The organism is Komagataeibacter xylinus NBRC 15237, assembly GCF_001571345.1.
In the GTDB taxonomy this organism is placed as follows: domain Bacteria; phylum Pseudomonadota; class Alphaproteobacteria; order Acetobacterales; family Acetobacteraceae; genus Komagataeibacter; species Komagataeibacter xylinus.
In genome coordinates, this window is record NZ_BCTP01000005.1 from 108,821 (window position 1) to 130,310 (window position 21,490).

The 21,490-nt window shown below is 65.3% G+C and carries 23 protein-coding genes; 16 read left to right on the top strand and 7 right to left on the bottom strand.

The window, feature by feature from the left end:
- The first annotated feature begins 5 nt into the window (after window positions 1-5).
- From coaE to GXY01S_RS03600, 8 genes are all read left to right on the top strand, one after another.
- Window positions 6-635, top strand: a complete 630-nt coding sequence (gene coaE, locus GXY01S_RS03565; protein WP_061272009.1) for a dephospho-CoA kinase — start codon at window positions 6-8, stop codon at window positions 633-635.
- The gene (gene dnaQ / locus GXY01S_RS03570) at window positions 632-1,312 is read left to right on the top strand and encodes a DNA polymerase III subunit epsilon (protein ID WP_061272010.1); all 681 of its coding nucleotides are present in this window, start codon (window positions 632-634) and stop codon (window positions 1,310-1,312) included. Before coaE ends, dnaQ begins: the two co-directional genes overlap by 4 nt.
- Before the next feature lie 96 nt (window positions 1,313-1,408).
- Window positions 1,409-3,751: an adenylate/guanylate cyclase domain-containing protein gene (locus tag GXY01S_RS03575; RefSeq protein WP_061272011.1), complete on the top strand. Its 2,343-nt coding sequence runs from the start codon at window positions 1,409-1,411 to the stop codon at window positions 3,749-3,751.
- Complete coding sequence (locus GXY01S_RS03580) at window positions 3,748-4,644, top strand: MlaE family ABC transporter permease (RefSeq protein ID WP_082770705.1); 897 nt, start codon at window positions 3,748-3,750, stop codon at window positions 4,642-4,644. The genes GXY01S_RS03575 and GXY01S_RS03580 overlap by 4 nt, the downstream gene beginning before the upstream one ends.
- Window positions 4,645-4,646: 2 nt before the next feature.
- Complete coding sequence (locus tag GXY01S_RS03585; protein ID WP_061272012.1) at window positions 4,647-5,342, top strand: P-loop NTPase family protein; 696 nt, start codon at window positions 4,647-4,649, stop codon at window positions 5,340-5,342.
- Window positions 5,342-6,292, top strand: coding sequence for an MlaD family protein (locus GXY01S_RS03590; protein ID WP_061272013.1), 951 nt, complete (start codon window positions 5,342-5,344; stop codon window positions 6,290-6,292). The genes GXY01S_RS03585 and GXY01S_RS03590 overlap by 1 nt, the downstream gene beginning before the upstream one ends.
- On the top strand, window positions 6,289-7,191 hold the full coding sequence (locus tag GXY01S_RS03595; protein ID WP_061272014.1) for a hypothetical protein: 903 nt from the start codon (window positions 6,289-6,291) through the stop codon (window positions 7,189-7,191). The genes GXY01S_RS03590 and GXY01S_RS03595 overlap by 4 nt, the downstream gene beginning before the upstream one ends.
- A 50-nt stretch (window positions 7,192-7,241) precedes the next feature.
- Entirely contained in the window at window positions 7,242-7,673 is a 432-nt protein-coding gene (locus GXY01S_RS03600; protein ID WP_061272015.1) for a DUF4304 domain-containing protein, read from the top strand.
- Window positions 7,674-7,928: 255 nt separating this feature from the next.
- Here the strand turns inward: GXY01S_RS03600 and GXY01S_RS03605 are convergent, their stop codons facing one another.
- From GXY01S_RS03605 to sucC, 7 genes are all read right to left on the bottom strand, one after another.
- On the bottom strand, window positions 7,929-9,389 hold the full coding sequence (locus tag GXY01S_RS03605; protein WP_061272016.1) for a SulP family inorganic anion transporter: 1,461 nt from the start codon (window positions 9,387-9,389) through the stop codon (window positions 7,929-7,931).
- A 32-nt stretch (window positions 9,390-9,421) separates the two neighbouring features.
- Complete coding sequence (locus tag GXY01S_RS03610) at window positions 9,422-9,949, bottom strand: 6-pyruvoyl trahydropterin synthase family protein (protein ID WP_061272017.1); 528 nt, start codon at window positions 9,947-9,949, stop codon at window positions 9,422-9,424.
- Window positions 9,942-10,682, bottom strand: a complete 741-nt coding sequence (queC, locus tag GXY01S_RS03615; RefSeq protein ID WP_061272018.1) for a 7-cyano-7-deazaguanine synthase QueC — start codon at window positions 10,680-10,682, stop codon at window positions 9,942-9,944. The genes GXY01S_RS03610 and queC overlap by 8 nt, the downstream gene beginning before the upstream one ends.
- A gap of 2 nt (window positions 10,683-10,684) precedes the next feature.
- Window positions 10,685-11,320, bottom strand: coding sequence for a 7-carboxy-7-deazaguanine synthase (gene queE, locus GXY01S_RS03620; RefSeq protein ID WP_061272055.1), 636 nt, complete (start codon window positions 11,318-11,320; stop codon window positions 10,685-10,687).
- Between the two features lie 87 nt (window positions 11,321-11,407).
- Window positions 11,408-12,418, bottom strand: a complete 1,011-nt coding sequence (bioB, locus tag GXY01S_RS03625; protein ID WP_061272019.1) for a biotin synthase BioB — start codon at window positions 12,416-12,418, stop codon at window positions 11,408-11,410.
- A 109-nt stretch (window positions 12,419-12,527) separates the two neighbouring features.
- Window positions 12,528-13,400 (bottom strand): succinate--CoA ligase subunit alpha, encoded by an 873-nt coding sequence (sucD, locus tag GXY01S_RS03630; RefSeq protein WP_061272020.1) that lies wholly within the window; start codon window positions 13,398-13,400, stop codon window positions 12,528-12,530.
- 5 nt (window positions 13,401-13,405) lie between these two features.
- The gene (gene sucC, locus GXY01S_RS03635; RefSeq protein WP_061272021.1) at window positions 13,406-14,605 is read right to left on the bottom strand and encodes an ADP-forming succinate--CoA ligase subunit beta; all 1,200 of its coding nucleotides are present in this window, start codon (window positions 14,603-14,605) and stop codon (window positions 13,406-13,408) included.
- 185 nt (window positions 14,606-14,790) lie between these two features.
- On the opposite strand from sucC, the gene GXY01S_RS03640 reads away from it, so the two are divergent.
- From GXY01S_RS03640 to GXY01S_RS03675, 8 genes are all read left to right on the top strand, one after another.
- Entirely contained in the window at window positions 14,791-15,615 is an 825-nt protein-coding gene (locus tag GXY01S_RS03640) for an acyl-ACP desaturase (RefSeq protein WP_061272022.1), read from the top strand.
- A gap of 34 nt (window positions 15,616-15,649) precedes the next feature.
- Window positions 15,650-16,459, top strand: a complete 810-nt coding sequence (locus tag GXY01S_RS17935; protein WP_370664422.1) for a Dabb family protein — start codon at window positions 15,650-15,652, stop codon at window positions 16,457-16,459.
- Window positions 16,460-16,496: 37 nt separating this feature from the next.
- Window positions 16,497-17,255 carry a glycine betaine ABC transporter substrate-binding protein gene (locus GXY01S_RS03650; protein WP_061272024.1) on the top strand — a complete coding sequence of 253 codons (759 nt, stop codon included), beginning with the start codon at window positions 16,497-16,499 and terminating at the stop codon, window positions 17,253-17,255.
- An 8-nt stretch (window positions 17,256-17,263) separates the two neighbouring features.
- Window positions 17,264-18,538, top strand: a complete 1,275-nt coding sequence (locus GXY01S_RS03655) for a class I SAM-dependent methyltransferase (protein ID WP_061272025.1) — start codon at window positions 17,264-17,266, stop codon at window positions 18,536-18,538.
- Window positions 18,539-18,544: 6 nt separating this feature from the next.
- Window positions 18,545-19,072: a YdcF family protein gene (locus GXY01S_RS03660; protein WP_061272026.1), complete on the top strand. Its 528-nt coding sequence runs from the start codon at window positions 18,545-18,547 to the stop codon at window positions 19,070-19,072.
- Between the two features lie 117 nt (window positions 19,073-19,189).
- On the top strand, window positions 19,190-20,116 hold the full coding sequence (gene fabD / locus GXY01S_RS03665; protein ID WP_061272027.1) for an ACP S-malonyltransferase: 927 nt from the start codon (window positions 19,190-19,192) through the stop codon (window positions 20,114-20,116).
- 67 nt (window positions 20,117-20,183) lie between these two features.
- Window positions 20,184-20,939 (top strand): 3-oxoacyl-[acyl-carrier-protein] reductase, encoded by a 756-nt coding sequence (fabG, locus tag GXY01S_RS03670; RefSeq protein WP_061272056.1) that lies wholly within the window; start codon window positions 20,184-20,186, stop codon window positions 20,937-20,939.
- Between the two features lie 256 nt (window positions 20,940-21,195).
- A complete protein-coding gene (locus tag GXY01S_RS03675) occupies window positions 21,196-21,435 on the top strand; it encodes an acyl carrier protein (protein ID WP_003618476.1) in 240 nt (79 codons plus the stop codon).
- Window positions 21,436-21,490: the final 55 nt, after the last annotated feature.

Below are 21,490 nucleotides of genomic sequence, written 5' to 3' on the forward strand. Positions count from 1 at the left end.
ACGCCATGCGGGTGCTCGGCCTTACGGGCGGGATCGGCATGGGTAAGTCCACCATGGCGGCCCTGCTGCGCCGCGCGGGCCTGCGCGTGTTCGATGCCGATGCCGAAGTACGTGCGCTTCAGGCCCCGCATGGCCGCGCGCTGCCCGCCATTGAAAGGCTGGTGCCCGGCTGCGTGCGTGATGGCGTGCTGGACCGGGCGGTGTTGCGGCGTGCAGCACTGGCCGAACCCGCCATCATGCGCGGGCTGGAAGGCATTCTGCACCCTCTGGTGCGGGCCGCGCGCACGCGCTTCCTTGAGCGTGCGCGGCGTGATGGCTGCCGGTGGGTGGTGCTGGACATACCGCTCCTGTTCGAGACCGGGGCCGAGCGGATCTGTGACAGGGTTGTGGTGGTCAGCGCGCCCGCCGCCATCCAGCGCGCCCGCGTGCTGAAGCGCGGCACCATGATGCCCGCGCAGCTTGACGCCGTGCTGGCCCGCCAGATGGCCGATGCCGCCCGGCGGCGCAGGGCCGATATCGTGATTGAAACCGGGCTGTCGCGGCATGACACGCTGCGGCAGGTCAGGCGCCTGCTGCGCGCCATGCATGCCGCCAGCCCCGCCGCCTGGGCGGCCTACAGGGGAAAACCCGCATGAAACGCTCCATCCTGTTCGATACGGAAACCACGGGGCTTGACCCGCTCAAGGGCGACCGCGTGATTGAAATCGCAGCGCTGGAACTGATGGGCGACCTGCCCACGGGCAATAATTTCCATGTGCTGATCGACCCCGAGCGCGACGTGCCCGAGGAGGCATCGCGCGTGCATGGCTTTACTTATGCCGACCTTGAGGGAAAGCCGAAATTTGCCGAGATTGCCCCCGGTTTCCTTGAATTCGTGGGTCGCGATCCGCTGGTCGCCCATAATGCGCGGTTCGACTTCGGCTTCCTGAATGCGGAACTCGCCCGCGCGCGCCTGCCTGAACTTGATATGGGCCGCATGGTCGATACGCTGGACATGGCGCGCGAGCGTTTTCCCGGCATGCCCAACAGCCTTGATGCACTGTGCCGCCGCTTTGGCATCGACCTCTCGGCCCGCACCACCCATAACGCCCTGCTCGACTGCAAGCTGCTCGCCGAAGTCTATCTTGAACTGACCGGTGGCCGCCAGCGCGGGCTTGGCCTGTCGGTGGATGAAGGGGGTGGGGGCATCGCCGTCTATACCTATGCGCGGCCGCCGGGGCATGTGGCGGTGCGCGTGCGCCCCGATACAGCGGAAATCGAGGCCCATCAGACCTTTGTGGCCGCCCTGTCCGATCCCGTGTGGCTGACCTGAATAGGCGGTATGTAACAATAGGGAGTGGCCGTTCGGGTGGCTTTGGTCTAGGCTTGCCCCTCCACTGGCCCTGATGTGTTGAACAGGAAGAGAGCATTGTCCACGGACGAGATTGTCGATCCCACGATTGCCCCTTCCGATCAGGTCAAGCGTTTCCTGCTGCATGTGGGCGTGCCCGTGGCGGGCGTGGTGAGCATCATTGCCATCATCGCAGGCTTTGGCTGGCACTCCTACCGTACTGTGCGCACCGGCGCACTGGCCCTGACGCATGAACTGCTGGTCAGCCAGCAGGATTACATCGCCAAGGAAGTCAATTCCTTCCTCGCCCCGGCCTCGTCTGGTAGCGTGGTGGCGCGTGACATGCTCGAACATGGCGCGCCCGCGGTGGAACAGAAGATCTTCATGGGCTACAGCAGCACCATGCTGCGCAACGTGCCGCAGATCCAGTCTTTCTACATTGCTGATGGCGATGGCAATTTCAGCACGCTCGAGCATGGCGAGAACAATCAGGAAGTGGCTCTGACCACCCTGGTGCGGGAGGCGAACAAGCCGCCCGTCTTCACCCATGAACTGCGTGATGCCAACGGCAAGACGCTCCGGCAGTGGCAGACGCCGGCAGGCACCTACGACCCCCGCGGCCATGCCTGGTTTGCCGATACGGTCAAGGCAGGGCAGTTGCACTGGACCCACCCCTATATCGTGGAAGTGACCCGCCAGCTCACGCTTACGGCGGCAATTCCCTATAAGGGGCAGGATGACAAGACCTATGTCTATGCCATCAACATGTCGCTGGCGCATCTGAACAAATTCCTCAATTCCCTGCGCATCGGTGAAAGCGGCAACGCCATCCTGATGGACCGCGACGGGCATGTGCTCGCAGGCCATGGCATGCAGGAGGCCGAGGCCGCCGCCGGGGGCGACCCCGACAGGATGAAGCTCGACCCGAAGCACTTTCCTGTCATGACCAAGGCGTTTGATGAATATCGCGTTCATGGCGATGGCGCGCGCACGGTCAAGGTCAAGGGCAAGAATTACGTCACCATCACCGCCAACCTGCCCGTTGGCACCGATAGCTGGGTGCTGCTGCTCGTGGCGCCGGAGGATGATTTCTCGCAGTTCGCCATGGCGGATGGGCGGCAGAACCTGCTGTTCATCGTCCTTGTCGTGATCCTGGCCTCGGGGCTGGGGCTGCTTTTGTTCCTGCAGGCGCGCCGGGCCGACCGCATGCGTGCGCAGATTGCCCAGTCCCATGCCGTGGCCAGTTACGAGAGCCATGCCCTCCAGTCGGTCGCGACCTACCCGGACCTGTTCAACCCGGAAGATAACGCCCTGCTGCTGACCGAGACCCTGGCCGATCAGTCCCATGCCCGCCGGGCCGCCATCTGGCGCATCCTGCATGACGGGCACACGCTGATGTGCATCGATTCCTACGACCGGCAGCAGGATGTGCATTCCGGTGGCTTCGAGATGGCCACCACGGACCTCAAGACCTTCTTCGATTCCGTCTCGCATGGTGATGCGCTGACAACCGAAAATGCGGCAGCCGATGAGCGGGTCGGGGCGTTCTACCGTGTCTACATGCGCTCGTTTGGCAGCCATGCGCTGTTCTGCAGCCCCATTCTGGGCAGCAGCGGCCCCGTGGGCGTCATCACGCTCGAGGATGCGCCGCGGGCGGAGGTGGTTTCCCATTTCGTGGAAATGATGGCAGGCGTTACGGCGGCACGCTTCTCGGCACAGCATTACACGGCGGTCGCTGCCGCGCGCGAGGAACTGGAATCCGAGCCCTCGCCTGACGAAGTGGCGCATGATCCCAACCAGGGCTTCCTGCTTGCGCCCGGCAGCCTGGGCATGAACGGGCAGACCTCGGCGCAGGACCTGGCCAATATGGAAGGGTTCTTCCCTGCCGTGGCCATCATGGTCATCAGCCTGTCCGACATGGTCATGACGGCCCAGAACGACCCGATGGCCAATCTCAGGCTGATCGATTCGATGGCGGGCATGCTGCAGGACATCGCCCGGCAATGCGGGCTGTTCTCCATCCGCATGCTCGGCCACCGCGTGGTGTGCGTGGCCGGCTGCTCGCACACCCCCGACATGGGGGCAGCCTTCCGCATGGCCAATGCGGCGCTGATGATGCGTGAAAACACGCTGGCCGTGCTGGCGAAGGAAGACCTCGACCCCGTCTTCCGCATCGGCATTGATGTCGGCCCCGTCTTTGGCGGCATGCTTGGCAAGGCGTCGCAGGCCTTCAACCTGTGGGGTGATGCCATGGGCATGGCCGAGATGATGGCGCAGGGCGCGCCCGATGTCGGCACCATTCAGGTGACGGAGGATGTCTACCACGAGTTGCGCCAGAACTTCCTGTTCCGTGAGCGCGGGCGGTTCTTCATTCCCGGCGCAGGGCTGACGCGCACCTATGTGCTGGCCGGGCGGCGATGACAGAGAACGCTCCCCCCCCGCCCGAACAGGAGGTATCAAGCGTGCTGGCCCAGATGGCCCCGCCAGAGGAGAGCAGGGACACGGGCCGCTTCGCCGCGCTGGCAGGGCGTTTTGCGCCATGGCTTGCCGCCATCGGGCGGCTGACGCGCCATCAGGTCCGCTTCACGCTGCTGCTCATCGGGGCCGGGTGGGGCACGCTGCGCGAGAGCCTGCGCCCCAATTCATGGCGCAGGCCGGTCATATACGAGTTCCGTGCCACCTTGCGGCAGGTGATTGGCGGGGGTTTCCTCAGCATTGTCATTACCGCGACGCTCGCGGGCCTCATGGTCGTGTCTCAGGCGGCGTACTGGCTGGGTTATGCCGGCATGGCGCAGATGACAGGCTCGATCCTGGTCTCGGTGCTGGTGCGTGAAATCGCGCCCATTCTCGTGGGCATCATCCTGATGGGCCGCAGCGGCATGCTGTCGCTGACCGAGATCGGCATGATGGTGCTTGGCGGCGAGGTGCGCGGCCTGCAGGCGCGTGGCATCGACCCTTTCCTTGCGCTGGTCATGCCGCGCACCTTCGCCTTTACGGTGGGCGGCTTTACGCTGGGCATGATCTTCGCGGTGGTGTCGCTGCTCATGGGGTTCGTGGTGGCGCATGCCAGCGGGGCGATCACGTCGTCGGTCTGGACGTTCTTCTTCAACGTGCTGGCGGCCATGACCACGTGGGATTACCTCATCATCCCGCTCAAATTCGTGCTGGTCGGTTTCTTTGTCGGGCTGGGGGCGTGCATTTCAGGGCTGACCGTAAGCAGTAACGATACGATGGCCACCATCATGCCGCGTGGCTTCGCCCGCGGGATCATGCTGGTGCTGGTGGTCAATATCCTCTTCATGCTGGATTTCTGACCATGGCAGCAAACGCGCCCCTGCTGGAACTACGCGACGCCGTGCCCTCGTTCGAGGAAAGCGGCCTCATGCCCGCGCCCTACAACCTGCGCATCATGCCGGGTGAATGCGCGGTGATCGACTGCCGTGACTTCGAGCGCGCCGCCATGTTCGCTGATATGTGCACGGGCATGATCCCGCTCACGCAGGGCAGCATCAAGTTCATGGGGCTGGACTGGAGCACGCTGTATGACCGCCAGCTCAACGCGTTGCGTGGGCGTATTGGCCGTATCGCGCGCCATGGCAGCTGGCTGAGCCTGTTCGGCACGCATCTCAACATCATGCTGCCACACCTGTACCATACGACCGACCCGTTCGAGCATGTGGTCCGGCGCGCGACCGAGCTTGGGCATACCTTCGGCTTTCCCGGCCTGCCCATTACCGCGCCAGACCGGCTTTCAGGCGCGGATCTGGCGCGGGCGGCCTGCGTGCGCGCCTTCATGGGGCGGCCTGACCTGCTGATACTGGAAGATATTTCCGACATGCTGCCAGAAGAGACGGTCCTGCCGTTTTTTGAAACGATGACCGCCGCGCGCGACCGTGGCTGCGGGGTGCTGTGGTTCGTCCGCTCCACTGCGGCGTGGCATGAATATCGCAAGGCGGTGAATATCCACATGCGCCTTCTCGACGAAGGTCTTTTTTCCCTGCGGGTGGTGTAATGGTGCAGAAACAACAGTCAGACGGAATCCGGCAGCTTGTGCGCGTCCGTTACGCCGATGAATGGGTGGGTATCCTCGTTCTGGTCGCCCTGATCATCCTGTTTGGCGCGGTGATCGAGGCCGGCGTACTGCGTGACTGGCTTACGCCCGCGGGCCGACTGCGCATCGTGCTGCCTGAAGATGGGGTGAGCGGCCTTTCCGTTGGCGATGACCTTGAGGTAATGGGCATCCATGCGGGCACGGTGCGCCGCGTGCGCATCAATCCCTCGGGCGGCATGTACGCCGTTGCCGAGATCGACCCCGACATCGAGCCCTATATCCGCCATGACAGCACGGCCATCATCCGCAAGCGCTTCGTGGTGGCGGGGGCGAGCTATATCGACATCTCGCGTGGCGCGGGCGAGAAGCTGGACTGGAGCTACGCCGTGCTCAGCGCCACCAACGCGCCCAACCCGGCTGATACCATTACCCAGACCTTCAGCGACATCCGCGACCGTGTGATCCCGGTTCTTGATAACGCCCAGCACATGATGGCAACGCTCGATGCCACCATTACCGACATGCATGCGGGCAAGGGTTCCATCGGGCGGCTCATGACCAATGATGATCTGATCCGCCAGGCGGAACAGATGATCACCAGCCTTGATGCCACGGTCAGCCAGCTGACCCCGATCGAGAAGCAGCTTGGCACCGTGATGGACAAGGCCAGTGCCTCGATGAGCAACGTGCAGAAGGCAACGGGCGACCTGAGCAACGCTTCGCCCGCCATTACCGCCAACCTGAAGGATGCCAGCCAGCAGTTGCCGGTCCTTCTGGTGCAGGCCCAGACCACGGCCACCAGCCTGCAGAAGCTGGTTGACCAGATGCGGGGCATGTGGCTGCTGGGCGGTAGCGGCAACAAGGTAAAGAAAAGCCATGCCCGTCTCCCCGCGCAGAAGGTGCAGCCATGAAGATGAAGAAAAACTACGCGGCACTAGGGCTGGTCATCGGCCTTGCCGCCTGCGGTGGGGCACAGAAGCCCGCGCCGCCGACCGACAGCACCCTGTCGCAGGACATGGATACCGGGCACGATGCCGTGGGGCTTGACCGCCTTGCGGTGGCCGAGCAGCAGTACCGCGCGGCAGGCCAACGTGCCGTGGCGCGCGATGACGTTACGGCCATAGGCGATGCAGGCTACAATCTGGCCACCGTGCAGCTTGATGAAAACAGGCCGCAGGATGCGCTGGCCACCATCACCTCAACCCGTGCTGCGGTGGCGCTGCGCGGGCAGACGACGGATGATACGGGGCTGGACCTGGTGCAGGCCGGTGCGCTGCACCGGCTGGGCCGCGAGGCGGAAGCCGCGCAACAGGCTGCCCTTGCCGCAGGCGCGCAGGACCCCGACATTGCCGAGAAAGGCCAGTTCATCCGTGGGCTGATTGCCGATGAAAGCGGGGATAGCGCGACACTTGCCTCGGTCGCGGCATATTTCGAGACGCTGACCGGCAAGCTGCCCGATAGCTGGAGTGCCGACGCCAAGGAGATGGCGGCCCGCAACCTGCTCGCCACCGGCGGCAGCGCCCAGACCGCGTGGCAGGATGCGCTGCAGGCCGCGACCATCCGCCAGACACAGGTGCACTACCGTGACATGGCCCGCGCCCTCGGCGTGGCTGCCCGTGCGGCGACCAAGGCAGGCAATGCACAGGCCGCGGCCGAGCTTTATGCCCGCGCCAGCCAGAGCGCGCGACAGGCGGGTGATACGACGGCGGCTGACCAGTGGGCCAAGCTTGCGGGCACGGCTACGGTGGCTGATCCTTTTGCCGTGCCCACCACGACTTCGGCCACGGGCAGAGCAAAAAGCACGAAATAACCACTTGATGGCGACCGGGGCGCACACCCTCTATGCACGAGGGTAGACAGATGACCTATACCCGCGCGGATATGGACCGTGAACTGAAGGCCAGCGTTGTACCATGGTTGCGCCAACAGGGGTTCAGGGGATCTCTGACCCACTTTCGGCGCCCCGGTCCCGATGCAATCGACCTGCTGACCTTCCAGTTCGATCTGCGTGGTGGCGGATATGTGCTGGAGGTGGCACGATGCGCGACACAGGGCTATACGATGGCCTGGGGGGAGTTCATATCGCCGCGCAAGGTGACGGCGTGGCACATTACGCGCGAAAGGGAGCGTATTACCCCGGAGGATACGTATCTCAAGGCGAAGTGGTTCAGGTTTGACCAGCATACGCCGCAGGAACTTGCGGCAGTCACGATCGAAAAATTGTCCGATCCAGCCCTGTGGCCATCGCTGCCCGTTGCGCAGCCGCCCAGCGCAGCTTCCGGGCCGGAATGAACCGCGCATCCCGCAGCGCGGCATGAGGCGGCAGGGCGGTGAATCCTTAGATCAGGCAGGAACTGATCGGACCAGCAAGGCTCCGGGTGGCGATAACATGCGATATCCGGATCATGGCCCATGCAGGTATGGCTCTCTCATTCCCTGCCGTGACCGGTGGCCGCAGGCGGCCATCATCCCGCCTGCATGACACAGGGCCTAACGGGTCAGAATCTGGCGTAGCAGGAGGGGCCATGCCCTCCTGCCAGCGCTTTTTCAGTTCAGGTTTTCAAGCCCGGTATGACGCTCGATCAGCGTGGCGCTGGCCGTGTTCAGCCCGGTCAGGCGCACCTGCATGCCCTGCGCCTTCATCCGGCCCACCAGTTCTTCCACCGCGCCAGCTGCGGTCATGTCCCACAGATGGGCGTGGGTGAGGTCGATGGTGATGTCGCGCGCCGCGTCATGCAGGTCGAATGCATCGGTAAATCCGTCGGATGACGCAAAGAACACCTGCCCGTTGACGATATAGGTGCGGCTGAGGCCATCGGGTGAAAGGGTGCTGGTGACCGACAGCATGTTCGACACCTGAAAGGCGAAGAACAGGCCATTGAGCAGCACGCCCACGGCAACACCCGCGGCAAGGTCATGCGTGCCCACCACAACTGCCACGGTGGCCAGCATGATGATGCTGGTCGTGCGCGGGTGGTGCGCCAGGTCACGCAGCGAGCCCCATGAGAACGTGCTGGCCGAAACCATGATCATGATCGCAACCAGGGCCGCCACCGGCACCTGCGCCACCCACGGGCGCAGGGCAACCATCAGCAGCAGCAGGAACGCACCCGCCACGAAGGTGGAAAGCCGCCCCCGCCCGCCATAGCGCAGGTTGCCCACCGTCTGGCCAATCATGCCGCAGCCTGCAATGCCGCCAAACAGGCCGACTGCAATATTGGCCACGCCAAGGCCCATGCATTCCTGTTTCTTGCTGCTGTGGGTATCGGTCAGGTCATCGACCACGCGGGCGGTCATCATGGATTCGAGCATGCCCACGCTGGCCATGGCCAGGGCGTAGGGTGCGATGATGCCCAGCGTATCAAGCGAGAATGGCACATCAGGCAGGACCAGATGCGGCAGGCTGTCAGGCAGGCGGCCAAGATCAGCCACCGTGTGCAGCGGCATGGGGCAGGCCACGGCCACCACCGTCAGCACCACGATGCAGATGAGCGGCGAGGGGATGGCGCTAAAGAAGCGCGGCACCGTGTAGATGATGGCAAGCCCCAGCGCGATCATGGCATAGGTATGCCACGTGACATGCAACATGTGCGGTAGCTGTGCTGAAAAGATCAGGATGGCCAGCGCGTTGACGAACCCCGTGCGCACCGGGCGCGAGACATAGCGCATGAGCACGTCAAGCTTGAGGATGCCGAACACAACCTGCAACAGGCCGCACAGCAGGGTGGCCGCCAGCAGGTACTGCACGCCATGCCCGCGCACCAGCGCCGCCGCGACCAGCGCCACCGAGCCCGCGGCCCCCGAGATCATGCCCGACCGCCCGCCCGTGAACGCAATGACCACGCTGATGACAAAGGAGGCATAAAGCCCAACGGCCGGGTCCACCCCCGCTACGAAGGAAAACGCGATGACTTCGGGGATCAGCGCGAACGTTCCGACCATCCCGGCCAGAGTGTCGCGCGTGATGTTGCCGAACCATTCGTGGCGGTAGCGGGCGAGTGCTGACATGTAAAAAACGGGGCCTTTCAGGGTAGGGAGGGTCAGGTATCGGCTATGGTCGTATCCGCGCGCCGCCACCAGCACCGGGGAGCAGGGCGGGGTTGAGGCAGGACCGCAAGCGGATCGCCGGTGTAACGGACCGTGTTGGTAGGTGTTTCTTCTATTTCGATGGCGGCGCAGGTCAGTGCTCCGCCGTCGGCGGCAAGGAAGGCATTCAGCTTGGCCATGAGCAGGCAGGCCAGCATCTCGGTCGTAGGGTCGCCCGGTGTGATCAGGATGCGGGCGGCGCGCCGGGGTTCATGCTGGCGGAACCATGGCAGCAGCGGATCATCGTCGCCCAGTTGCAGGGCGTGATCGACATGCCCGTCTATGAAGGCGTGCCATACCTTCTTGGCGCGTTCGAAGGGCAGGACCATGTTGGCCCGGCCATCAAGCGGTGCGGGGTTTGTGGCGCGCAGGTGCACGCGCACATATTCATTATGCCCATGCGGCAGGGCGCAGCGCTCGCTGCCACCTGCCAGCAGCCGGTGCGCCATGGAAAAGCGACGGCTGAAAACCAGTTCAAACATGGTGTTTCTGTGCCATGAACCGCTCCCACCCCGCCTTGCGCAACAGGCAGGCCGGGCATGTGCCACACCCATGTCCCCATTCATGCATCACGCCGCGCGTGCCGAGGTAGCAGCTATGGCTCTCGCGGTTGATCAGGTGCACCAGCGCATCGCCGCCGAGTTGAGCGGCCAGCTCCCATGTCTGCGCCTTGTCGATCCACATGAGCGGGGTATGGAGGATGTAATGACTGGCCATGCCCAGGTTGAGCGTCACCTGCAGGGACTTGATCGTGTCATCGCGGCAGTCGGGGTAGCCGGAATAATCCGTCTCGCACACGCCGGTCACGATGTGGCGGATATTGCGGCGCGCGGCCAGGGCTGCGGCAAAGGTGAGGAAAATAATATTGCGGCCGGGCACGAAGGTGTTGGGCAGTCCGCCCTCGGTGAGCGTAATTTCCGCCTCGCGCGTCAGCGCCGTGTCTGACACGGTGCCAAGGGCCGCGAGGTCCAGCGTGTGGTCGGCGCCGAGGCGCTGTGCCCATGTGGGGTTGAGCCGCGCCATGCCATCGCGCAGCGTGGCGCGACATTCCAGTTCCACCGCGTGGCGCTGCCCGTAATCGAAACCCAGCGTTTCCACCCGGCCAAACCGCGCCAGCGCCCATGCCAGGCAGGTGGCTGAATCCTGCCCGCCGGAAAACAGGACCAGGGCTGCTTCATTCTCGGGCCTTGAGGAGGGAGGAGGGGAAACGCTCATGGTCAGGGGATCCCGATCAGCTTGTGGGTCTGGAGCGACAGCCGCCATTGCGGGTGGCGCATGCAGTAGTCAACCGCTGCCGCCGTGTTGTGGTTGCGGTGCGCATTATCCATGGGCTGGAGCCAGAACTGCCCGAAATCCAGCCCTGCCACCTGCTCAGGCAGCAGGTCGGGCTGGGGATAGACCAGCTTGAGTTCATGCCCCGATTTCTGCACCAGTGCCGCACCGGCCTTGGGGCTGACGCACAGCCAGTCAATGCCTGCGGGGGCGGGCAGGGTGCCGTTGGTTTCCACCGCGATTTCAAAGCCACGTGCATGGATGGCTGTAATCAGCGCCGCATCAAGCTGGAGCAGCGGCTCGCCGCCGGTAAAGACCACAAAGGCCCGCGCGCTATCCGGGCCGGGCCACTGCGCGGCAATGGCGTCCGCCAGGGCATCGGCATCGGCAAAGCGGCCACCGCCTGCGCCATCCGTGCCGATGAAATCCGTATCACAGAACTGGCAGATGGCTTTTGCGCGGTCGCGCTCCAGCCCGCTCCACAGGTTGCACCCTGCAAAGCGGCAGAATACGGCAGTGCGGCCAGCCTGTGCGCCCTCACCCTGCAGGGTGGGGAAGATTTCCTTTACGGTATAGGACATGTTCCAGATTTCGTAATGCACATGGCCAGATAACAGGGGCCAGCATGGGAAAATGCCCCGGCCGGTCCCCGCCCGGCCGCGTCGGGTTCAGCCCTGTTTGTGGGATGTATGCATGCCCAGCCGGTCCAGCAACTGCCGGTCGCGCAGGGCTGCGGGGTTGGGCGTGGTCAGCAGGCGCTCGCCATAGAAAATGGAGTTGGCCCCTGCCAGAAAGCACAGGGTCTGGGCTTCATCGGTCATGTCCTCGCGGCCTGCGGCAAGGCGCACGCGGCTGGCGGGCATGGTGATGCGGGCCGCGGCGATGGTGCGCACGAATTCGATCGGGTCAACCGCCTCGGCCTTATCGGCCAGGGGCGTGCCTTCCACGCGCACGAGCATGTTGATCGGCACGCTCTCGGGGTGGCGGGGCAGGCTGGCCAGGGTGGCGATCATGCCCGCGCGGTCGGTGCTGTCCTCGCCCATGCCCACGATCCCGCCACAGCAGACATTGATGCCCGCGTCACGCACGTTCTCCAGCGTATGGAGGCGGTCCTGGAAGGTGCGGGTCGAGATGATGTCGCCATAATATTCGGGCGAGGTATCAATGTTGTGGTTGTAGTAATCCAGCCCGGCATCCCTGAGCCTGTGGGCCTGACGGTTGTCGAGCATGCCCAGCGTCACGCAGCTTTCCAGCCCCAGCGCCTTCACGCCCTCGACCATGGCGCACACGGTCTCGAGGTCATGCTCCTTGGGGCTGCGCCATGCCGCCCCCATGCAGAAGCGCGCGGCACCCGCGGCCTTGGCGGCGCGGGCTTCCTTCAGCACTTCCTCAACGGCCATGAGGCGGCTGGCCTTGACGCCACCATCTTCATGCATGGCGCTCTGCGGGCAGTAGGCGCAGTCCTCGGGGCAGCCGCCGGTCTTGATTGACAGGAGGGTGGAGATCTGCATTTCCGTGGGGTCAAAGCGCGCGCGGTGCACGGTCTGGGCACGGTAGATCAGGTCGGGGAAGGGCAGGGCCATGAGGGCCGCGACTTCATCGCGCGTCCAGTCCGTGCGGACGGGGGGCATGGCGGCGCCATGCAAGGGCAGGGTATCCGGGCTGCTCCCATCGGGCATCGGGCTTTGGTCCTCTGGCGGGTGGTGGAAAAAACGCTTCCGGCTGTGCCATACAAAACCGGCGATGGCCACTCTTTTATTACTATGGGGCCATCGCCGGAAGCGGGGGTCAGCCGAGCACGCGGGCCAGTGTCGTGCCCAGTTCGGCAGGGCTGGGGGCGACATGAATGCCCGCCGCGCGCAAGGCCTCGATCTTGGCGCCTGCGGTCTCGTGCCCGCCGGTAATCACGGCGCCCGCATGGCCCATGCGGCGGCCGGGAGGGGCGGTGGCGCCGGCAATGAAGCCCACCACCGGCTTGTGCGTGCCGCTCGCGCGGATCAGTTCCGCCCCGTCGATTTCCGACGTGCCGCCGATCTCGCCAATCATGACGATGGAATGCGTGTCGGGGTCTTCGATCATGCGGGCGAGCACGTCGGTGAAGTCCATGCCCTTGACCGGATCGCCGCCAATGCCCACGCAGGTGCTCTGGCCCTGGCCGATGGCGGTGGTCTGGGCCACGGCCTCATAGGTCAGTGTGCCCGAGCGCGAGACGATGCCCACATGCCCACGGCGGTGGATGGGACCGGGCATGATGCCGATCTTGCATTCATCAGGCGTGATGATGCCGGGGCAGTTGGGGCCGATGAGCAGGCTGGACGACTGCTCGAGGGCGGCGCGCACGCGCACCATGTCCTGCACGGGAATGCCCTCGGTGATGCACACGATCAGCCCGATGCCAGCGGCGATGGCCTCAAGGATGGCATCGGCGGCACCGGCGGGCGGCACGTAGATGACCGAGGCATCAGCCCCGGTTGCGGCCCGCGCCTGCGCCACGGTGTCGAACACCGGCAGGCCAAGATGCACGCTGCCGCCCTTGCCGGGGGTCACGCCGCCGACCATGTGGGTGCCGTAGGCCAGCGCCTGCTCGGTGTGGAAGGTGCCCTGCGCGCCGGTAAAGCCCTGCGTGATCACCTTGGTGGATTTGTTGACGAGAATGGACATGGGCTTCAGGCTCCCGCGTTACGGACGGCGGCTACGATCTTGCGGGCGGCATCGCCCAGATCATCGGCGGGGATGATGGTCAGGCCGGATTCAGCCAGCAGCGCCTTGCCCCGATCGACATTGGTGCCCGCCAGGCGCACCACCAGCGGCACGTTCAGCCCGGTCTCGTGCGAGGCGGCGATGATGGCCTCGGCAATCACGTCGCAGCGCATGATGCCGCCAAAGATGTTGACCAGGATGCCGCGCACCTTGGGGTCGCCGATGAGAATGCGGAAGGCCGCAGCCACGCGCTCTTTCGTTGCGCCGCCGCCAACATCGAGGAAGTTGGCAGGCTCCTCGCCTTCCATCTTGATGATGTCCATCGTGGCCATGGCCAGGCCCGCGCCATTGACCATGCAGCCGATATTGCCGTCCAGCCCCACATAGGCCAGGCCGTATTCCGCCGCCTCGCGCTCACGGGGGTCTTCCTCGTGCACGTCGCGCAGCTTTGCAATCTCGGGATGGCGGTAGAGCGCGTTCTCGTCGAAGGACATCTTGGCATCAAGGGCGAGCAGGTCACCCGCGCCGGTCACGACCAGCGGGTTGATCTCGACAATGGCGGCATCGAGGCCGGTGAACGCGGTATAGGCCGCGCGCACCACATTCTGGAACGCGCGGATCTCGCGGCCCTTCAGGCCCAGGCGCACGGCCAGTTCGCGCGACTGGTAGTCGCACAGGCCCTTCGCGGGGTCGATATATTCCTTGAAGATGCGCTCGGGCGTGCGGGCCGCGACCTCCTCGATCTCCATGCCGCCATCAGGGGATGCGACAATGACCAGGCGCCCGGTCACCCGGTCGACCAGCATGGAAAAATACAGCTCGCGCGCGATGTCGCAGCCGGATTCGACATACAGCGTGCGCACGAGGCGGCCTGCAGGCCCGGTCTGTTTGGTCACAAGCACCTGGCCCAGCATGGCGTTGGCGGCCTGCGCCACCTCGGCGGGGGCGCGGGCGAGGCGCACGCCGCCCTTGCCCTCGGGCTTGCCCGCGAAATGCCCGGCCCCGCGCCCACCGGCGTGGATCTGCGCCTTGACCACGGTAACCGGCGCGCCAAGCGCCTTTGCCGCGGCGGTGGCCTCATCGGCGGTGGTGGCGGCATGTCCTTCAGGCACGGGCATGCCGTAGGAGCGCAGGAGCGCCTTGGCCTGATATTCATGAATATTCATGTGGCGACCCAATCTGTCGTTCTTATTGGCGGTGTCGGGCTAGGCCACTAGCATGATTTGGCAGCGCAATGACAGGGGTGGGATGGTGTCAGGATTGGCGTAAACATGAAACATGTGTCATGTCCTCTTCATCAATGGCGCGCTGGGCGGGCCTTCATGGAGAAAAAGCACAAGAGCAGGTTGCGATGAAACACTGGCGCATTGAACAGATGAACTGGAACAGTTTCGACCCGCAACGGGTGGACCCTGACATGATACCCGTCATCAAGGCGGCCTCGGTCGTGGAGCGTAATGGCCTTGATTATGCCCGCTACCTGAAAAATGTCTTTGCCGATGATCCCGCTTTTGCCCGTGCGGCGGATAACTGGGCGGTGGAGGAAGTGCAGCACGGTGATGCGCTGGGCCGCTGGGCCATGCTGGCCGACCCGAGCTGGGACTACATGGCCGCCTTCACCCGCTACCGGCAAGCCTACAGCCTCGACCTTGAGGTGGGTGCCTCCATTCGCGGCTCACGCACGGGGGAGCTGATCGCGCGCTGCATGGTCGAGACGGGCACGTCCTCCTTCTACACCGCGCTGGCCGATGCCACCCACGAGCCGTTGCTCAAGGCCATATGCAAGCAGATTGCAGCCGATGAATACCGGCATTTCAAGCTGTTCTATGACCACATGCACCGCTACCTGCGGCGTGAGCGCCTGGGCGCATGGCAGCGCACCCGCATCGCCCTGGGCCGGGTGACGGAAAGCGAGGATGACGAACTGGCCTCCGCCTTCCACACCACCAACGAGCCCGCCTCCATGCCCTATGACCACCGTCGCTGCATTGCGGCCTACATGTCGCGCGCGCTGCGGCTGTACAAGCCACGCCATGCCGTGCGGGTCACGGCCATGATTCTCAAGACCATTGGCTGGACGCCCCACGGGCGGCTGAGCGGGCTGATCAGCAGTGCGGTGTATCACCTGCTCATGATGCGCCAGCGCAAATTCGCGCGGATGACCGCAGCCGCCTGACCCCAGGCTGCCGCATGAAAGGAATGAAGACTGAATGAAGGTGCGTGACATCAGGGCGGGACAGGCTGCCATCATCGCGGCGGGCTGCCTGTTCATGACAGGAGCCGCGTGGGCCGATGACGCGCCTGCAACGCCCGCCCCGGACGCTACCGTGGCCCCGGCTCCGGCATCAACTGCTCCTGTGGCACCGGTTCCGGCTCAGGCTCCGGCATCAACCGCTCCTGCGGCCCCGGTTCCGGCTCAGGCCCCGGCGTCAGCCGCTCCTGTGGCCCCGGTTCCAGCCCCAGCCGCCGCCCCGGTTTCCGCTCCGGCCAGCGCGGCGGAAGCGCCTGCTGAGCCACCGGTCAGCGATGCCACGCGCGCCGAACGGCTCATGGCCTCGCAGGTGGGGCTGCTGCGCTTCACCTCGGCGGGTTTTCATCGTGGCCTTGTGCGCCATATCGTGCTGTTCCGCTTTCTGCCCACCATTACCGATGACCAGCGTGCCGAGGTGGTGCGCCGGTTCATGGCGCTGGCCCGCACGTCGCGCCGCGAGGATGGCTCGCCCGTGGTGGTCTCGATCGAGACCGGCGCCCAGATCAGCGGCGAGGGTGTGGATGACGGGCTGCAGCAGGGCTTCGTGGTCACCTTCCGCTCGGAGGGGGATCGCAATTATTACGTGGGCCGCCCGGTCGTGACCGACCCGGCCTATTTCGACCCCGCGCATGAAGCCTTCAAGAAATTCGCCGCACCCTATATCGTCACCACCCTCGTATTTGACTATGCCGTTGCACCCGCGCACCCCCAGCGCCAGGCGCCGGTCCAGACCGGGCACGCGGCGCAGGTTCCCCAGCAGCAGGGCTGACGGGCCGGGCACACTTGCCACCAAGGAGTGAAACTACATGACCACCGTGACCCTCGGGCACCTTGATGAAACCGTGCAGCAGGCCTCTGCCGCCGCTGTCGCTCGCGTGCTTGAAGCCTATGAGCTGGAAATCGAATACGTCGTTGCTCCGCGCGCGGAGATGATCGAGCACATGCGCCGTGGCGATGTGGACCTGTTCGTCTCGGCCTGGCTGCCTGAGGTAGATGCAGCCTTCCTGGCCCCCGAACTGGGCATGGAAGCCTTCGGGCAGCTTTATCGTCCCGTCTTTGGATGGGGCGTGCCCGAGGCCGCCGCCACGGGCGTGACTTCGGTTGCCGGGCTTGCCGCGGCCGACTGCCCCGTCAGCCGCGAGATCGTGACCCCCGCATCGCTGCTCGACCGGGTGCGCCAGGTTGTGGCCGCCTATAACCTGACCGGGGCGGGCTACACCATCGCCGCGCGCCCCGACACGGAGGCTTATGACCACGCGGCCCACGTGCTCGAGGGCAGCCTGCCCGAGATCATTCCCGCCTGGCAGCCTTCCTTCGTGCATTACGGCCAGAAGCTGCTCGCACTTGATGACCCCAAGGGCAGCTATGGCGCGGAGCAGGATGCCCGTATCCTGCTGCGTTCCGCCATTCGTGGCGACATGGATAGCGACCTGATCGACGAGCTTGATGAGCTGACGCTGGGCAACAAGGTGGTCAGCGCGCTTGACCATGCCATGCGCTTTGAAGGTATGAGCGCTGAAGACGCCGCCGAGGCCTGGCAGCGCGGCAAGCTGCTGCCGCGCTGAGGCCTGTCATGACCCGCGATGAAAGCGCCATTCCCGCCCCGCATGACGGGCGTGATGCCGGGCTTGTGGCCCAGTACGAGCATTACCCCTATCCCGCCCGCGACCCGCGCGAGGAAAAGAGCAGGCTGCTGATCGGCAGCCCCAGCCACCTGCGCGAGATCGATTACTGGGTGTTTGGCGCCACCCGCCCGCGTTCGCAGCCGTTGCGGGTGCTGGTGGCGGGGTGCGGCACGGGTGATGGCGCGATCATGCTGGCCACCCACATGGCGCGTGCCGGCCGCCCGGGCGAGGTGCTGTGCCTCGACCGTTCGCCCACGGCACTCGACATTGTCAGCAAACGCGCGGCAGCGCGCGGGCTGGAGAACATGCGCTTCGTGCGTGGCGACCTGACCGATATCGCGCAGGTGGCCCCCGGCCCGTTCGACTACATCGACTGCTGCGGCGTGCTGCATCACCTGCCCGACCCCGATGCGGGGCTTGCAGCCCTCGAACGCGTGCTGGCACCTGGTGGCGGCATGGGGCTGATGGTCTATGCGCCTTATGGCCGCACGGGCGTGTACATGCTGCAAGATGCCCTTGAGCGCCTTGCCCCGGTGGATGAGGCCCCGAAGGGGCGGCTGGACGTGGCCCGCCGCGTCATGCGCCATCTGCCCGCCACCGCCTGGCTGCGGCAGAACACCAATTTTGGCGATCACCTGACCGGGGGCGACGCGGGGCTGTATGACCTGCTGCTCAACCCGCGTGACAGGGCCTATGACATAACCGCCTTCCACGCCCTGCTCGACCGCGCGGGGCTTGCGGCGAGCTGCCTGATGGAACCCGCCCGCTACGACCCGGCCCTGCTGCTGCCCGACCCACGCCTGCGCGAGCGGATCGCGGCCCTGCCCGAACGCGCCCGCCAGGCCGTGGCGGAGGACGTGGCAGGCAACATGGCCACCCATGTCGCCTATGTGCGCCGTGGGAGCGAGCCGGTTGTGCGGGCCGACCCGTCTGCGCCAGATGCCGTGCCCGTCATGCGCGAGATTCCTGGCCTTGAACTCGCCCGCATGATGGGGGGCGATGACCGGTTACCCTTCGCGTTCGGCACGCTTCAGGTCGCCATTGCCCTGCCGCCGCAGGCGCGTGGCATCCTGCCGCTGATCGATGGCGAGCGCACGGTGGCCGACCTTGCCGCCATCATGGAAACGCGGGGTGTCTCGGCCAGCCGCTTTGCCAGGATCTGGGCGCAGATGTTCACCACGCTGGAATCGCTCAACCGGGTGCTGCTGCGCGCGCCTGCCTGAGGGACCATGCCACAGTCGCCGCTGCCCATCGTCATATTCGGCGCAAGGCTCCAGCCTGATGGAACGCCGGGCCGCACCCTGTGGCTGCGGATGTCGGCCGCGCATGCCTTTGGCGTGGCCCGTGCGCCGGTGCTGTACATGCCAACTGGCGGCCTCTCGCGCCCTTCGGGCCTGCGGGAGGGGGATGTCATGGCCACCATGCTGGAAGCCGCGGGCGTGCCCCCTGATGCCGTGCAGGTGGAAGGCACGGCGCCTGACACGCTGGCCTCTGCCGTCGCCTGCACCCGGCTGCTGCGCCAGCGCGGGTATAAAGGGCCGGTCGCGGTGGCCAGCAGCGCCTATCACCTGCCACGCTGCCTTGTGCTCATGCGCATGATGGGCTGGCAGGTGGTGCGCGTGCCGCCGCCACCCGTGCCTGCCGCACGGCGCTGGCGCAAGCGGTGGTTCTGGCGCCTGCGCGAGGTCGCGGCCCTGCCGTGGGATGTGCTGCTGCTGGCAATCCACCGGCTCCGCGCCGGGCGTGATGGTGATTGACACTGCCCGCCCCAGCCCGCATCACGCGGATGAACCCAAGAACCATAGTTAGTCTGGATGGAAGTCATGCCTGTGCAAGCCTTTGTTTTCCCCGGTCAGGGAAGTCAGTCAGTTGGAATGGGGCGTGATCTCGCCGAGGCCTTCGCCCCGGCGCGCGAAGTGTTTCAGGAAGTTGATGAGGCGCTGGGCCAGCATCTCTCCAAACTCATGTTCGAAGGCCCGATGGAGGACCTGACCCGCACCGACAACGCCCAGCCCGCGCTCATGGCCGTCTCGCTGGCCGTGCTGCGGGTGCTCGAGCGCGAAGGCGGCGTGGACCTCAGGCGCGACGTAGCCCTGGTGGCAGGCCACTCGCTGGGCGAATATTCGGCCCTTGCCGCCGCCGGCGCGCTGGGCATTGCCCAGACCGCCCGCCTTTTGCGCCTGCGCGGCAACGCCATGCAGGCCGCAGTGCCGCCGGGCAGGGGCGGCATGGCGGCGCTGATTGGCGTGGGCATGGACATGGCGCGCGCCGCCAGCCTGTGCGCCGAGGCCGCGACCTATACCGATGAGGCGGGCAGGGCCCACAAACAGGTCATCGAAGTGGCCAACGACAATGGCGGCGGCCAGGTGGTCGTGGCGGGCGAGATGGCGGCGATCGACCGCGTGATCGACCTGGCCAAGGCGCAGGGCGTCAAGCGCGCGCTCAAGCTGCCGGTCTCCGCTCCCTTCCACTGCTCGATGATGGAGCCCGCCGCCGAGGCCATGCGCGAGGCGCTGGACGAGGCCACGATCAAGGCTCCCGTCGTGCCCGTGGTGGCCAACGTGACGGCAGCCAAGGTGACCGACCCGGCCACGATCCGCGACCTGCTGGTGCGCCAGATTACCGGCACCGTGCGCTGGCGCGAAAGCGTGGACGCCATGGTGGCCATGGGGGTGGACAGCTTTGTCGAGATCGGCTCGGGCAAGGTGCTGGCGGGGCTGGTCAAGCGCATCAATGGCGATGTCGCCACCCGCTCGGTCGGCACGCCGACTGATATCGAAGCCTATCTGGCCACGCGCTGAAACAACGCCCCCGGCCCGCGTGCCGGGGGCATTCTGATTGATGGATACCGAAGGGAACGGACAGCTCATGTTCAGGCTGGATGGAAAAGTAGCGCTGGTGACCGGCGCATCGGGGGGAATCGGGCGCGAGATCGTGCGCGCGCTGCATGCGCAGGGCGCCACGGTCGTGCTGTCAGGCACGCGCCAGGCGGTGCTGGAGGAGGTTGCGGCCAGTATCGGGGCCGAGGGTGGTGCTGACCGCCTGCATGTCTGCCCCGCTGACCTGTCGGATGCCACGGCGGCCGACGCGCTGGTCGCCGCGGCCGAGGAAAAGGCAGGTGCGCCGCTGGCCATTCTGGTCAACAACGCGGGGCTGACGCGCGACACGCTTGCGATTCGGATGAAGGACGAGGACTGGAGCCGCGTGCTCGACGTGGACCTCGCCGCCCCCTTCCGCCTGTGCCGCGCGGCACTCAAGGGCATGCTGCGCCGCAGGGCGGGGCGCATCATCAACATCGCCTCGGTGGTGGGGGTGACGGGCAATGCAGGCCAGGCCAACTACGCCGCCGCCAAGGCGGGCATGATCGGCATGGGCAAGTCGCTGGCGCAGGAGGCAGGCAGCCGTGGCGTGACCGTGAACACGCTGGCGCCGGGCTTCATCCAGACCGCCATGACCGACGTGCTGCCTGAAGCGCAGAAGGAAAAGCTCGTCAGCGCCATTCCGCTTGGCCGCATGGGCCAGCCCGGTGACATTGCACCCGCGGTGGTCTATCTGGCATCGGACGAGGCCGGATGGGTCACGGGAGCGACGCTTCATGTCAATGGTGGCATGGCGATGGTCTGAGCAATGTGATATTTTGCTGGACAGCGGGCCTGAAGTGACAAAAAAGATAGTCCTGACAGCCCAGCTGTCCCCTTAATTGCGGGGCGTGCGGACAGGAAATGCAAACGCCGCCTTGGCTATTGCATCAAAACCGTGCTAATCGCCCGCAGCTTCGTCCGAAGCGGGCCGGTGTACGTCATCGGTTTGCAGGGACGTTACAGGACGAACACGTTTCGAACCGCCCGTTTCTTCAGGGGCAGACAGGAAGCAGAGACAGATGAGCGAAATCGCCGATAAGGTTAAGAAGATCGTAGTCGAGCACCTTGGTGTTGACGAAAGCAAGGTTACCCCGGATGCCTCCTTCATCGACGATCTGGGCGCCGACAGCCTCGACACGGTCGAGCTGGTCATGGCGTTCGAGGAAGCGTTCAGCGTCGAGATCCCCGAGGATGCAGCTGAAAAGATCACGACCGTGAAGGACGCGATCGACTACATCGAGAAGCAGAAAGCTGCCTGATCGACCCGTTTGTCGATCAATAGTTATTACGAATTCAGTCAGGTATCGTTACTTT